The sequence below is a fragment of the Stenotrophomonas sp. GD03930 genome, from assembly GCF_029839665.1.
Taxonomy (GTDB): domain Bacteria; phylum Pseudomonadota; class Gammaproteobacteria; order Xanthomonadales; family Xanthomonadaceae; genus Stenotrophomonas; species Stenotrophomonas forensis.
Map to the genome: position 1 here is coordinate 470661 of NZ_JAOCAV010000003.1, position 13923 is coordinate 484583.

11 protein-coding genes are annotated in these 13923 nt (G+C 68.0%); 9 read left to right on the forward strand and 2 right to left on the reverse strand.

What is annotated here, in order from left to right:
• Nucleotides 1-16 precede the first annotated feature (16 nt).
• The 8 genes from ilvG to leuB all read left to right on the forward strand — a co-directional run bounded on the left by ilvG (nt 17) and on the right by leuB (nt 8651).
• Complete coding sequence (gene ilvG, locus N5C18_RS17805; RefSeq protein ID WP_053512087.1) at nt 17-1753, forward strand: acetolactate synthase 2 catalytic subunit; 1737 nt, start codon at nt 17-19, stop codon at nt 1751-1753.
• Nucleotides 1737-1988 carry an ACT domain-containing protein gene (locus N5C18_RS17810; RefSeq protein WP_005419108.1) on the forward strand — a complete coding sequence of 84 codons (252 nt, stop codon included), beginning with the start codon at nt 1737-1739 and terminating at the stop codon, nt 1986-1988. The genes ilvG and N5C18_RS17810 overlap by 17 nt, the downstream gene beginning before the upstream one ends.
• A 96-nt stretch (nt 1989-2084) precedes the next feature.
• Nucleotides 2085-3176: a threonine dehydratase gene (locus N5C18_RS17815; protein ID WP_164242304.1), complete on the forward strand. Its 1092-nt coding sequence runs from the start codon at nt 2085-2087 to the stop codon at nt 3174-3176.
• The gene (locus N5C18_RS17820; protein ID WP_279945289.1) at nt 3173-4759 is read left to right on the forward strand and encodes a 2-isopropylmalate synthase; all 1587 of its coding nucleotides are present in this window, start codon (nt 3173-3175) and stop codon (nt 4757-4759) included. Before N5C18_RS17815 ends, N5C18_RS17820 begins: the two co-directional genes overlap by 4 nt.
• A 10-nt stretch (nt 4760-4769) precedes the next feature.
• The gene (locus tag N5C18_RS17825; RefSeq protein ID WP_053450731.1) at nt 4770-5543 is read left to right on the forward strand and encodes a class I SAM-dependent methyltransferase; all 774 of its coding nucleotides are present in this window, start codon (nt 4770-4772) and stop codon (nt 5541-5543) included.
• A gap of 60 nt (nt 5544-5603) precedes the next feature.
• Nucleotides 5604-7022: a 3-isopropylmalate dehydratase large subunit gene (gene leuC, locus N5C18_RS17830; RefSeq protein ID WP_279945290.1), complete on the forward strand. Its 1419-nt coding sequence runs from the start codon at nt 5604-5606 to the stop codon at nt 7020-7022.
• Nucleotides 7022-7600: a 3-isopropylmalate dehydratase small subunit gene (gene leuD / locus N5C18_RS17835; protein ID WP_053510801.1), complete on the forward strand. Its 579-nt coding sequence runs from the start codon at nt 7022-7024 to the stop codon at nt 7598-7600. The genes leuC and leuD overlap by 1 nt, the downstream gene beginning before the upstream one ends.
• Nucleotides 7590-8651 (forward strand): 3-isopropylmalate dehydrogenase, encoded by a 1062-nt coding sequence (gene leuB, locus N5C18_RS17840; protein ID WP_164242298.1) that lies wholly within the window; start codon nt 7590-7592, stop codon nt 8649-8651. The genes leuD and leuB overlap by 11 nt, the downstream gene beginning before the upstream one ends.
• A gap of 107 nt (nt 8652-8758) precedes the next feature.
• On the opposite strand, the gene N5C18_RS17845 is transcribed toward leuB, so the two are convergent.
• Complete coding sequence (locus N5C18_RS17845; RefSeq protein WP_053450736.1) at nt 8759-9532, reverse strand: SDR family oxidoreductase; 774 nt, start codon at nt 9530-9532, stop codon at nt 8759-8761.
• A 117-nt stretch (nt 9533-9649) separates the two neighbouring features.
• On the opposite strand from N5C18_RS17845, the gene N5C18_RS17850 reads away from it, so the two are divergent.
• Nucleotides 9650-10555 carry a LysR family transcriptional regulator gene (locus N5C18_RS17850; RefSeq protein WP_271261989.1) on the forward strand — a complete coding sequence of 302 codons (906 nt, stop codon included), beginning with the start codon at nt 9650-9652 and terminating at the stop codon, nt 10553-10555.
• Nucleotides 10556-10757: 202 nt separating this feature from the next.
• Here the strand turns inward: N5C18_RS17850 and N5C18_RS17855 are convergent, their stop codons facing one another.
• A complete protein-coding gene (locus N5C18_RS17855) occupies nt 10758-13919 on the reverse strand; it encodes an efflux RND transporter permease subunit (protein ID WP_279945291.1) in 3162 nt (1053 codons plus the stop codon).
• Nucleotides 13920-13923: the final 4 nt, after the last annotated feature.

Here is a 13923-nt window from a genome sequence, read left to right on the forward strand (position 1 = left end):
TTTGCAAGGTTCCCCCATGAACTCTTCGACACACCGCAGCGCGCCGCCCAATGGCGCGCGCTGGCTGACCCAGGCGCTGGAAGCCGAAGGCGTCCGCACGCTGTTCGGCTATCCCGGCGGCACCATCATGCCGTTCTACGACGCGCTGGTGGATTCGTCGCTGAAGCACATCCTGGTGCGCCATGAGCAGGGCGCTGCGCTGGCCGCCAATGGCTTCGCCCGCGCCAGCGGCCAGGTCGGCGTCTGCGTGGCTACTTCCGGCCCGGGCGCCTCGAACCTGGTCACCGGCATCGCCGATGCGATGCTGGATTCGGTGCCGATGGTCTGCATCACCGGCCAGGTCGCCACGCCGCTGCTGGGCACCGACGCCTTCCAGGAGCTGGATGTGTTCGGCCTGACCCTGCCGATCGTCAAGCACAGCTGGCTGGTGCGCAGTGTCGATGACCTGCCGCGCGTGGTCGCCGATGCGTTCCGTATCGCCCGCGAGGGCCGGCCCGGCCCGGTGCTGATCGACCTGCCCAAGGACGTGCAGCTGGCCGATGCCAGCCATCTGCCGGCGCACGTGCCGAGCAGCGTCGAGCCGCCGCCGGCCCCGGCCGAGGTCGCCATCGCCGAAGCCATTGCCGCGCTGGCAGCGGCCGAGAAGCCGGTGGTCTACGCCGGCGGCGGCATCGCGCTCGGCGATGCGGTGCAGGACCTGCGTGACTTCGTCGAGGCGAGCGCCATCCCCACCGTGATGACGCTGCGTGGTCTGGGCGCTCTGCCGGCCAGCCATCCGCAGTCGCTGGGCATGCTGGGCATGCACGGCACCCGCGCGGCCAACATGGCGGTGCAGGAAAGCGACCTGCTGCTGGTGCTGGGGGCACGTTTCGATGACCGTGCCACCGGCAAGCTGGCCGAGTTCGCGCCGTTCGCCCGTGTCGTCCACATCGATGCCGACGCCTACGAGATCTCCAAGCTGCGCAGTGCCGACGTCGCCGTGCCCGGCAATGTCGGCCATGCCATCCGCGCCCTGCGTGCGGCCTTCCCCTCCCCCAAGGCCCACCAGGACGCATGGCGCAAGCGCTGTGCGCAGCATCGTGATCGATTCGCCGCGCGCTACGACGCACCGGGCCAGCACATCTACGCCCCGGCCCTGCTGAAGCGCCTGAGCGAGCTGGCACCGGCCGATGCGGTGATCGCCTGCGACGTCGGCCAGCACCAGATGTGGGTGGCGCAGCACTGCCGCTTCAACCACCCGCGCAACCACCTGACCAGTGGCGCGCTGGGCACCATGGGCTTCGGCCTGCCGGCGGCGATGGGCGCGCAGTTCGCCTGCCCCGATCGCACGGTGGTACTGGTGTCCGGCGACGGCAGCTTCATGATGAACGTGCAGGAGCTGGCCACCATCGCGCGTTGCCGGCTGCCGGTGAAGATCGTGCTGCTGGACAACAGTTCGCTGGGCATGGTGCGGCAGTGGCAGGAGCTGTTCTTCGCCGAGCGCTACAGCGAGATCGACCTGTCCGACAACCCGGACTTCGTGGCGCTGGCGCAGGTGTTCGGCATCGCCGCGACCCGCATCGACGCACGCGATGACGTGGAAGGTGGCCTGGCTGCCTTGCTGGCCGAGCCGGGCCCGGCCCTGCTGCACGTGGCCATCGATGCACGCGCCAACGTGTGGCCGCTGGTGCCGCCGAACACCGCCAACAGCACGATGCTGGAAAGCAATCCCGCCCACGCCCGTCAGGAGACCCCCAATGCACTACCGGCTTGACCTGGTGCTGCACCCGGCCGAAGGCGCGCTGCTGCGCGTGATCGGCATGGCCGAACGCCGTGGCTTCGCGCCGCGTGCGATCAGCGGCGCGCCGGTGGCCGCCGACGATGGCCGCTGGCACCTGCAGCTGGTGGTGGATGGCCAGCGCCCGGCGGAAACGCTGTGCCGGCAGATCGAGAAGATCTACGACTGCGTGTCCGTGCAGGTCACCGCCGTGGAAGGAGCCTCCGTATGAACACCCGTACCGTAGCGACCACGGTGCCGGTACGGAGGCGTCTTCTTCGCCGCCCGTGCCCGCATGCGGCGGTCGCCCGCACCCCGCTGGTGGCCCATGCCGGCCGCTGATGCCAGCCAGGAAAGCGATGTCGGCGACGTAAGCGTCGCCGACGTACTGGCCGCGCAGGCCCGACTGCGCCGCTTCCTGCCGCCCACGCCGCTGCACCATGCCGAGCGCTTCGGTACCTGGCTGAAGCTGGAAAACCTGCAGCGCACCGGTTCCTACAAGGTACGCGGCGCATTGAACGCGCTGCTGGCCGGCCGCGAGCGCGGCGACACCCGGCCGGTGATCTGCGCCTCGGCCGGCAACCACGCCCAGGGCGTGGCGTGGGCCGCCTACCGCCTGGACGTGCCCGCCATCACCGTGATGCCGCACGGCGCTCCGGCAACCAAGATCGCCGGCGTCGCCCACTGGGGCGCCACCGTGCGCCAGCATGGCAACAGCTACGACGAGGCCTATGCCTTCGCGGTGGAACTGGCGCAGCGCCACGGCTACCGCTTCCTGTCCGCGTTCGACGATGCCGACGTGATCGCCGGCCAGGGCACGGTCGGCATCGAACTGGCCGCACACGCACCGGATGTGGTGATCGTGCCGATCGGCGGTGGCGGCCTGGCCTCCGGCGTCGCGCTGGCACTGAAATCGCAGGGCGTTCGCGTGGTGGGTGCGCAGGTGGAAGGCGTCGATTCGATGGCGCGCGCGATCCGTGGCGACGTCCGCGAGATCGCCCCGGCCGCTTCGCTGGCAGATGGCGTACGGGTGAAGATCCCCGGCTTCCTGACCCGCCGGCTGTGCACCTCGCTGCTGGACGACGTGGTGATCGTGCGCGAGGCCGAGCTGCGCGAAACCCTGGTCCGGCTGGCACTGGAGGAACACATCATCGCCGAGGGCGCCGGTGCGCTGGCGCTGGCCGCCGGCCGCCGCGTCGCCGGCCGCCGCAAGTGCGCGGTGGTGTCGGGCGGGAACATCGATGCCGGCGTCCTGGCCGGCCTGCTCACCGACATCCGTCCGCGCCCGCCGCGCAAGCCACGGCGACGGCGCAGCGAAACGCCGCGCTCGCCCGGCAAGCCCAGCGCCCCCGCATCCCCTGCCTCTTCCCCTTCCCACCTGCAAGCCGTCGCACCCGCTGTCGAGGAGATTTCCCTGTGAACACCATTGAACGAATTACCACCCCGCGCATCCGCATCTTCGACACCACCCTGCGTGACGGCGAGCAGTCCCCCGGCTGCAGCATGAGCCCGCCGCAGAAGCTGGTGATGGCGCGTGCGCTGGACGAACTGGGCGTGGACATCATCGAGACCGGCTTCCCGGCCAGCTCGCAGTCCGACCGTGAGGCGATGGCATTGATCGGCCGCGAACTGCGCCGCCCGAGCCTGAGCCTGGCGGTGCTGTCGCGCTGCCTGCAGGCCGACATCGAAACCTCGGCACGCGCACTGGAAGCGGCTGCCAACCCGCGCCTGCACGTGTTCCTGTCGACCAGCCCGCTGCACCGCGAGCACAAGCTGCGGATGACCCGCGAGCAGGTACTGGAGTCGGTACGCAAGCACGTATCACTGGCACGCTCGTACATCGACGATGTCGAATTCTCGGCCGAGGATGCCACCCGCACCGAGCTGGATTACCTGATCGAAGTTTCGCGCGTGGCCATCGCTGCCGGCGCGACCACCATCAACCTGCCCGACACCGTCGGCTTCACCACGCCGGAAGAGATCCGCGCGATGTTCCAGCAGGTCATCGCCGGCGTTGCCGACGTTCCCAATGCCGCCAACGTGATCTTCAGCGCGCACTGCCACAACGACCTGGGCCTGGCCGTGGCCAACTCGCTGGCCGCCATCGAGGGTGGCGCGCGCCAGGTCGAATGCACCGTCAATGGCATCGGCGAGCGCGCCGGCAACTGCTCGCTGGAAGAGATCGCGATGGTGCTGAAGGTGCGCCAGGCCTTCTACGAGCAGGACAGCGCGATCAACACCCCGCGCATCGTCGGCACTTCTCAGCTGCTGCAGCGCCTGGTCGGCATGCCGGTGCAGCGCAACAAGGCCATCGTCGGTGCCAACGCCTTCGCCCACGAATCGGGCATCCATCAGCACGGCATGCTGCGCCATCGCGGCACCTACGAGATCATGCGCCCGGAAGATGTGGGCTGGGAAGACTCGCAGATGGTGCTGGGCCGCCACAGTGGCCGCGCCGCCGTCGAAGCGCGCCTGCGTGCGCTGGGCTTCTGGCTGGACGAAGACGAACTGAAGCTGGTGTTCGAGCAGTTCAAGGGCCTGTGCGAACAGCAGCGCGTGGTTACCGATGCCGACCTGCAGACGCTGATGCAGGGCGGCTCCAACGCGCAGGGCTATCGCCTGGCGTCGATGACCATCAGTGACGTCGGCAGCCGCGCCAACGCGCTGGTCGAACTGTCCGACCCGGACGGCAACCGCGTGGCCGAGACCGCGCAGGGTGACGGCCCGGTCGATGCGCTGTTCGGCGCGCTGTCGGCGGCCACCGGCGTGCAGCTGATGCTGGACAGCTACCACGTGCACAGCGTCGGCATCGGCGCCGATGCACGCGGCGAAGCCAACCTGAGCGTGCGCCACGAGGGCGTGGAGTACGACGGCACCGGCACCAGCAAGGACATCATCGAAGCCTCCGCGCTGGCCTGGCTGGATGTTGCCAACCGCCTGCTGCGCCAGCGCCAGGCCGCCGCCCACAGCAGCACCGACATTCCCACCCCCGCCACCGCCTGAGGAACCCGCCATGAGCGCCTTCGACACCACTGCGCTGCCTGCAGGGCAGCACTGGAACGCCCAGGACTATGCGATCGACGCCGGCTTCGTGCCGCTGCTCGGCGGCGCGGTGGCGCGCCTGCTCGACCCGCGCGCCGGTGAACGCATCCTCGACCTGGGCTGTGGCGATGGCGTGCTCAGCACCGAACTGGCCCTCAGCGGCGCACGCATCCACGGCGTGGACGCGTCGCCGGAACTGGTGATTGCGGCCCGTGCGCGCGGTGTCGATGCGCAGGTGATGGACGGCCATGCGCTGTCGTTCGACAGCGAGTTCGACGCAGTGTTCAGCAATGCCGCCCTGCATTGGATGGGCACGCCTGACCGCGTGCTGGAAGGCGTGCGCCGTGCCCTGCGCCCGGGTGGCCGCTTTGTTGCCGAGTTCGGTGGCCATGGCAATGTGGCCACGATCATCGCCGCGGTACAGGCCGCGCGCGTGGCGCATGGCCACGGTGCCAGCGCCTTCCAGTGGTATTTCCCCAGTGCCGACGCCTACGCCGACCGCCTGCGCCAGCATGGCTTCCAGGTGCAGCTGATCGAGTGCACGCCGCGCCCAACCCCGCTACCGACCGGCGTGGCCGGATGGCTGCGGGTATTCGCTGCGCCGTTGCTGGACGATCTGCCCGCCGAGGTCCGCGCCACCGTGCGCGAGGCCGCCACCGCGTTGCTGGCCGATCTGCCGCGCAACGCCGCCGGCCAGCCGTTGGCCGACTACGTGCGGCTGCGGGTACTCGCCCGTCGCCGCTGACATGATCCGTTCGTTATCTTTCCCGATGTCCGCACCTTCGTACTTCTGCCAGGCACACGCATGACTTCCGCACCCCGCACCCTGTACGACAAACTGTGGGACGCCCACGTGGTGGTTCCCGAATCCGACAGCGCGCCCGCCGTGCTGTACATCGACCTGCACCTGATCCATGAGGTCACGTCACCGCAGGCGTTCACCGAGCTGCGCGAGCGCGGCCTGTCGCCGCGCCGGCCGGACCGCACCAAGGCGACGATGGACCACTCCACGCCGACCCTGCCGGCTGCCGCCGACGGCACGCTGCCCTACGCCAGTGCCGCCTCCGAGGCGCAGGTCGCCACGCTGGCGCGCAACTGCGCCGAGCACGGCATCGAGCTGTTCGACATGGCCTCGGACAACCGCGGCATCGTCCACGTGATCGCACCGGAACAGGGCTTCACCCAGCCCGGCATGACCATCGTCTGCGGTGACAGCCACACCTCCACCCATGGTGCGTTCGGTTCGCTGGCGTTCGGCATCGGCACCAGCGAAGTCGGCCACGTGCTGGCCACGCAATGCCTGCTGCAGCGCAAGGCCAAGACCCTTGGGATCACCGTGGACGGCCCGCTGGCACCTGGCGTCGGCGCCAAGGACGTGGTCCTGCACATCATCGGCGTGATTGGCGTCAACGGCGGTACCGGCCACGTGATCGAGTTCCGTGGCAGCACCATCACGGCGATGGACATGGAACAGCGCATGACCCTGTGCAACATGTCGATCGAGGCCGGCGCGCGTGCCGGCATGGTCGCGCCGGACCAGGTCACCTTCGACTTCGTCGCCAACACCCCGCGCGGCCCCAAGGGCGCCGACTTCGAGGCCGCCGTGGCGCGCTGGCAGCAGCTGCGCAGCGATGACGGCGCACGCTTCGACAGCGAAGTGCACATCGACGCCGCCGATATCCGCCCGACCCTGACCTGGGGCACCCATCCGGGTACTGCCATCGCGGTGGATGCGCCGATTCCGGCCGCCAACGATGCCGCCGCGCAGAAGGGCCTGGACTACATGCACTTCCAGGCCGGCAAGGCGCTGGCCGGCACGCCGGTGGATGTGGTGTTCGTTGGTTCGTGCACCAATGGTCGCCTGAGTGACATGCGCGAAGTGGCGCAGGTGCTGCGCGGACGCCGCGTCGCCGACGGCGTGCGCATGCTGGTGGTGCCGGGCTCGGAGATCGTCAAGCGCGAGGCCGAGGCCGAAGGCATCCATGAGATCGTGCGCGCGGCCGGTGCCGAATGGCGCGAGCCGGGCTGCTCGATGTGCATCGCCATGAACGGTGACCTGGTCGCCCCGGGCCAGCTGGCGGTGAGCACCAGCAACCGCAACTTCGAGGGCCGCCAGGGCCCCGGTTCACGCACTCTGCTGGCGTCGCCGATGAGCGCGGCATGGGCGGCGGTGAAGGGCCAGGTGGCCGATACCCGCGAACTGTTCGCACAGGAGGTGGCGTGATGGCCGGTTTCCGTACCCTGAGCTCGGCCAGCGTGGTGCTGCGCCAGACCAACATCGACACCGACCAGATCATTCCGGCGCGGTTCCTGTCCACCACCGAACGTGCCGGCCTGGGCCGCAATGCGTTCAATGACTGGCGCTGGCAGGCCGATGGTTCGCCGGTGGCCGACTTCGCGTTCAACCAGCCGCACAACGCCGGCCGCAGCATCCTGCTGGCGGGCCGCAACTTCGGCTGCGGTTCCTCGCGCGAGCACGCACCGTGGGCGCTGACCGACCTCGGCCTGCGCGCCATCGTCAGCAGCGAGATCGCCGACATCTTCCGCGGCAACTCGCTGAAGAACGGCCTGCTGCCGATCGTGCTGGACGAGGCCGACGTGCAGGCGCTGATGCAGCACCCGGACGATGAGCTGACCATCGACGTGGCCGCGCGCGAACTGCGCACCCCGGATGGCCGCGTCTATTCCTTCCCGCTGGATGGCTTCTCGCAGACCTGCCTGCTGGAAGGTGTCGACCAGTTGGGGTATCTGTTGGGCCGTGTCCCTGAAATCGAACGTTACGAGAGTGAGCATGCACGCTGAAATTGTTGTCCTGCCCGGTGATGGCATCGGCCCGGAAGTGGCCGCCGCGGCAGTTGCCGTCCTGAAGGCCGTCGCCGAACGCTTCAACCACACCTTTGCTTTCAGCGAACACGACATCGGTGGCATCGCCATCGATCGCCATGGCGAACCCTTGCCGGCCGCCACCCTGGCCGCCTGCCAGGCCGCCAACGCGGTGCTGCTGGGTGCGGTCGGTGGCCCGAAGTGGTCCGACCCGAACGCCAAGGTGCGCCCGGAACAGGGCCTGCTGGCAATCCGCAAGGCGCTGGGCCTGTATGCCAACCTGCGCCCGGTGCGCACCCACGAGGCGGCGCTGCACGCCTCGCCGATCAAGGCCGAGCTGCTGCAGGGCGTGGACTTCGTGGTGGTACGCGAACTGACCGGCGGCATCTACTTCGGCGACAAGACCCGCGACGCCGACAGCGCCAGCGACCTGTGCCGCTACACCGTGGCCGAGATCGAGCGCGTGCTACGCAGTGCCTTCCGCCTGGCGCAACAGCGCCGTGGCAAGGTCACCTCGGTGGACAAGGCCAACGTGCTGGAAACCTCGCGCCTGTGGCGTGACGTGGCCGCACGCATCGGCCGCGAGGAATTCCCGGACGTGGCACTGGAACACCAGCTGGTTGATTCGATGGCCATGCACCTGTTGGCCAAGCCGCGCGAGTACGACGTGATCGTCACCGAGAACATGTTCGGCGACATCCTCACCGATGAGGCCTCGATGCTGGCCGGCTCGCTGGGCCTGCTGCCGTCGGCGTCGCTGGGCGAACCGGGCGCAGTCGGCATCTACGAGCCGATCCATGGCTCGGCCCCGGACATCGCCGGCAAGGGTATCGCCAACCCGTACGCGACGATCTTCAGCGCTGCGATGCTGCTGCGCCATTCGCTGGGGCTGGACGCCGAAGCCGCGGCGGTGGAAGCCGCGGTGCATGCCGTGCTGGACGACGGCGTGTTCACCGCCGACCTGGCCGCCAAGGGCCAGGCGGTGAGCACCGCCGCCGCGACGGATGCGGTGCTGGCGAAGCTGGGCTGACCTGTCCTGCAACTCCTGTAGAGTCGAGCCATGCTCGACTCACGCAACAGCAGTCGAGCATGGCTCGACTCTACAGGTACCTCGCGGCCACGCCCTGCGTGGCTGCTTTACTTGGTGGTGTACCCACCGTTGACCAGGATGGTCTGCCCGGTCATCCACCAGCCATCAGTGACAAGGAAGCGGATCCACGGCACGATGTCGGCGATGTCGGTCAGGCCAGTGCGGGTGAATGCCGACAGCGCCGCCGCGGTCTTGTGGTACGCCTGCGCATCGGCACTCTCGGCCGGGTAGAAGAACGGCGTATCCATCGGACCGGGACCGATCGCGGTCACCGAGATGCCGCGCTCGCCGAATTCCTTCGACGCTGCGCGGGTGAAGTGTTCCACCGGCGCCTTGGTCCCGGCATAGCTGGAATAGAACGGTGTGAACGCACCCAGCAGCGACGTGACCAAAGTGCAGATGCGACCGCCATCATTGACGTGGCGACCAGCCTCCTTGAGGAAGAAGAACGCAGCCTTGGCATTGACCGCGCTCATCTCGTCGTACTCCGCTTCGCTGATCTCCAGCAACGGCTTTTTCAGCACCTTGCCGACCGTGTTGATGGCGATGTCGGGACGACCGACAGCCGCCACCGCATCGGCGAACAAGCGCTCCATCGCCGCGGCCGAGGTCAGGTCTCCCTGCAGGGCGACGGCCGTGCTGCCAGCGGCCTGCACGGCGGCAACGGTGGCTTCGGCATCGGCCTGGGTGGCGGCGCTGTTGTAATGGATGACGATGGCCCTGGCCCCTTGCGCAGCAAAGTCGCGGGCCAGCAGGCCGCCCAGGTTCTTGGCGCCACCGGCAATCAGCACGGTCTTGCCCTTGAGGGAATGGTCGGTCATGGCGTTGGTCTCGGGAGGGGGCTGCCCGGGGTGGCAACCCTGCCCTGACGACGATATCGTGCAGAAAACACGGATAAAGCCCGCTACATTGACTTAACTTTCCAGAGCCAGCGAACAATGGACCGGATCGATCGCTTCCGCATCTTCACCCGCGTAGTGGAGTGCGCCAGCTTCACGCGCGCCGCCGACCAGCTCGGCCTGCCCCGTTCGACGGTGTCAGCGGCCATCGCTGAACTTGAACAGCGGCTGGGCACCCGCCTGCTGCAGCGTTCGACCCGCAGGGTCTCCACCACCCACGATGGCGACGTGTTCCATGCCCGTTGCCTGCGCCTGATTGCCGAGGTCGAGGACGCCGAGTCATTGTTCCGCCAGGACGACGCGCAGCCGGTGGGACTGCTGAAGATCGACGTGCCCAGCCGCATCGGCCGCCGCATCCTCGCCCCGGCCCTGCCCGACTTCTTTGCACGCTACCCGCAGGTGGAGCTGGACCTGGGCATGACCGACCGTGCGGTGAACCTGATCGAAGATGGCTGCGATGCCGTACTGCGCGTCGGCCAGCTGAGCGACTCCAGTCTGGTGGCCCGCACCCTGGGCCAGCTCGATTTCGTCAACGTTGCCGCACCGGCCTATCTGCGCGAGCACGGCGTACCGCAGCATCCTGCCGATCTGCAGCAGCACCGCGCGGTGAACTACGCTTCGCCGACCACGGCGCGGGTGGAAGCGTGGGAGTGGCAGGACGGCAGCCAGCTGCACACGCTACCGATGCCAGGCTGGGTGCGGGTGAACAGCGCCGAGGCGTCGATTGCCTGCTGCGTGGCTGGGCTCGGGCTGCTGCAGATTCCGCGCTACGACGTGCAGGCCGAACTGCAATCAGGTGCATTGGTGGAAGTGCTGCCGCAGCACGTCGCGCATCCGCTGCCGGTAACCCTGCTGCAGCCGCACCGGCAGCACCGCGCACACCGCGTGCAGGTCTTCATCGAGTGGTTGCTGCCATTGCTGCGCACCGGACTGCAGCTGCAGTAGATCCACGCCATGCGTGGATGCTTCTGTAGAGTCGAGCCATGCTCGACTCATCCCATCATCGTGCGAAGAGCAGCCGAGCATGGCTCGGCTCTACAGAAAGCAGATCCCGCGAGCAGATCCATCCACGCCATGCGTGGATGCATGCGTCAGTGCCAACCAAGGTTGGCACCTGCCAGAGGCCGAGGCAGGGCAACCCGGGGCATCATGCCCCGGATTCGTCCGGCTTGACCCGGAACCACGCCGCATACAACGCCGGCAGGAATACCAGGGTCAGCACCGTTCCCACGATCAGGCCGCCCATGATCGAGATCGCCATCGAGCCATAGAACGCACTGCGCGACAGCGGAATCATCGCCAGCACGGCAGCCAGCGCCGTCAGCACGATCGGACGGAAGCGGCGCACCGTGGCATCGATGATCGAATGCCAGCGGTCATGGCCGGCGTCGATGTCCTGCTGGATCTGGTCGATCAGGATCACCGAGTTGCGCATGATCATGCCGGCCAGTGCGATCGTGCCCAGCAGTGCCACGAAGCCGAACGGCGCGCGGAACAGCAGCAGGAACAGGGTCGCACCGATGATGCCCAGCGGCGCGGTCACCAGCACCATCGCTGCGCGCGAGAAGCTGCGCAGCTGCAGCATCAGCAGCGTCGCCACCACCACCAGGAACAGCGGCATGCCGGCCTTGATCGAGTTCTGGCCGCGGGCCGAATCCTCGACCGTACCGCCGGTTTCCAGCAGGTAGCCGCTGGGCAGTTCGGCGCGGATGCCGTCCAGCGTCGGCAGGATCTGGTGCACCACGTCCAGCGGCTGCATGCCATCGCTGATGTCGGCGCGCACGGTCACCGTCGGCAGGCGGTTGCGATGCCAGATGATGCCGTCCTCGAAGCCGTACTCCATCGTCGCCACCTGCGACAGCGTGATGCTGCCGCCGTTGGCGGTGGGCATCGACAGGCTCGACAGCAGTTCCAGCTGGTTGCGCTCATCGGCCGGGCCGCGCAGCAGCATCTCGATCTGGCGGTTGCCTTCGCGGTACACGCTCACCGATTGCCCGGCCAGTGAACTGGACAGGAACTGGCTGACCTGGGCACTGCTCACGCCCAGCGCGCGGGCACGCTCCTGGTCGATCACCAGCCGCACCACCTTGCTCGGTTCGCTCCAGTCCAGGTTGACGTTCATCACGTGCGGGTTCTCACGCACCTTGGCCTCGACCTGGCGCGCGATCGCCTGCACCCTCTCGATGTGCTCACCGGAAATGCGCATCTGCACCGGGTAGCCGACCGGCGGGCCGTTCTCCAGGCGGGTCACGCGCATCTGCACATCCGGGAACTTCGGGATCACCTCGTGCAGCAGCCAGTCGCGGGTGCTTTCGCGCGACTTGATGTCCTTGGCCAGCACCACGAACTGGGCGAAGTTGGTCGCCGGCAGCTGCTGGTCCAGCGGCAGGTAGAAGCGCGGCGAGCCGGTGCCGACATAGGACACGTAGTTGGCGATGCCGTCGCGGCTGGACAGCAGCTTTTCCAGCTTCTCGGCCTGGGCCTGGGTCGAGCGAAGCGACGCGCCCTCGGCCAGCTCGATGTCCACCATCAGCTCCGGCCGGGTCGAATCCGGGAAGAACTGCTGCGGTACGAAGCGGAACATCATCAGCGAGAACACGAACAGCGCGATGGTCGCGGCGATCACCCACCAGCGACGGCGCAGGCAGGCGTCGAGGAAGCGACGGAAGCTGCGGTAGAACGGGCGCTGGTACGGGTCATGGTCGTGCCCGTGCTGCGGCGGTGCGATCAGGTTGGCCAGCGCCGGGTAGCGGTCGGCCCACTGCTGCCGCCTGGCATGCCAGCGCGCGGACAGGCTGCCCGGCCTGGGCGGCTGCGGATTGAACAGGTCCGGCAGCATCTTGTCGCCCAGGTAAGGGATGAACAGCACCGCTGCGATCCACGACACCACCAGCGCGATGGTCACCACCTGGAACAGCGAGCGGGTGTACTCACCGGTGCTCGATGCCGCCGTGGCGATCGGCAGGAAGCCGGCCGCGGTGATCAGGGTACCGGTCAGCATCGGGAACGCGGTCGACTCCCAGGCGAAACTGGCCGCACGCAGGCGGTCGTAGCCCTGTTCCATCTTGGTGGCCATCATCTCCACCGCGATGATCGCATCGTCCACCAGCAGGCCCAGTGCCAGCACCAGCGCGCCCAGCGAGATCTTGTGCAGGCCGATGTCGAAGTAGTGCATGACGAAGAAGGTCATCGCCAGCACCAGCGGAATGGTCACCCCCACCACCAGGCCGGTACGCAGGCCCAGCGAGAAGAAGCTGACCAGCAGCACGATCACCACCGCCTCGGTCAGCACCTGCACGAACTCGCCCACCGACTCTTCCACCGACTGCGGCTGGTCGGACACCTTGCGCAGCTGCATGCCCGCCGGCAGGGTCTTCTGCAGGCGCTCGAACTCGGCATCGAGGTTGGCGCCGAGCTTGAGGATGTCACCGCCGTCCTTCATTGCCACGGCCAGGCCGATCGCTTCTTCGCCCATGAAGCGCATCTTCGGCGAGGCCGGGTCGGCAAAGCCTCGCTTCACCTCGGCGATGTCACCCAGGTGCACGGTGCGGTCGCCGGCACGGATCGGGAACTGGCGGATCGCCTCGATATCGTTGAACTGGCCGGTCACGCGCAGCTGCACGCGATCGGTGGCGGTCTCGAAGAAGCTGGTACCGGTGATCGCGTTCTGGTCGGCCAGCGCCTGCTGTACCTGCTGCATCGACACGCCCAGCGTCGCCAGGCGGGTATTGGACAGCTCGATCCACACCTTCTCGTCCTGCAGGCCGACCAGGTCGATCTTGCCGACGTCCGGCACGCGCTGCAGTTCCAGCTGGATGCGGTCGGCGTAATCGCGCATCACGGCGTAGTCGAAGCCCTTGCCGGTCAGCGCGTAGATGTTGCCGTAGGTGTCGCCGAACTCATCGTTGAAGAACGGGCCGACGATCTCGCGCGGCAGCGTCGCCCGGATGTCGCCCACGCGCTTGCGCACCTGGTACCACAGGTCCGGAATCTGCCGGGAACGCAGGCTGTCGCGGGCCATGAAGATCACCTGCGATTCGCCCGGGCGCGAGTACGAGCGGATGAACTCGTACTCGCCGGTGTTCATCAGCGCCTTCTCGATCGGCTCGGTCACCTGCCGCGAGACCTGCTCGGCGGTGGCGCCCGGCCACAGCGTGCGCACCACCATCGCCTTGAAGGTGAACGGCGGATCCTCGGACTGGCCCAGGTGCTTGTACGACCACGCGCCGATCAGCGCGAAGGCGAGCATCGCAAACAGCACCAGTGGACGGTTGGCCAACGCCCACTCGGAAAGATTGAAGCGGCGCACCGGC

Coding starts and splice junctions, on each gene's coding strand:
- ilvG (WP_053512087.1), top strand. CDS start 17: ATGAACTCTTCGACACACCGCAGCGCGCCGCCCAATGGCGCGCGCTGG.
- N5C18_RS17810 (WP_005419108.1), top strand. CDS start 1,737: ATGCACTACCGGCTTGACCTGGTGCTGCACCCGGCCGAAGGCGCGCTG.
- N5C18_RS17815 (WP_164242304.1), top strand. CDS start 2,085: ATGCCGGCCGCTGATGCCAGCCAGGAAAGCGATGTCGGCGACGTAAGC.
- N5C18_RS17825 (WP_053450731.1), top strand. CDS start 4,770: ATGAGCGCCTTCGACACCACTGCGCTGCCTGCAGGGCAGCACTGGAAC.
- leuC (WP_279945290.1), top strand. CDS start 5,604: ATGACTTCCGCACCCCGCACCCTGTACGACAAACTGTGGGACGCCCAC.
- leuD (WP_053510801.1), top strand. CDS start 7,022: ATGGCCGGTTTCCGTACCCTGAGCTCGGCCAGCGTGGTGCTGCGCCAG.
- leuB (WP_164242298.1), top strand. CDS start 7,590: ATGCACGCTGAAATTGTTGTCCTGCCCGGTGATGGCATCGGCCCGGAA.
- N5C18_RS17845 (WP_053450736.1), bottom strand. CDS start 9,532: ATGACCGACCATTCCCTCAAGGGCAAGACCGTGCTGATTGCCGGTGGC.
- N5C18_RS17850 (WP_271261989.1), top strand. CDS start 9,650: ATGGACCGGATCGATCGCTTCCGCATCTTCACCCGCGTAGTGGAGTGC.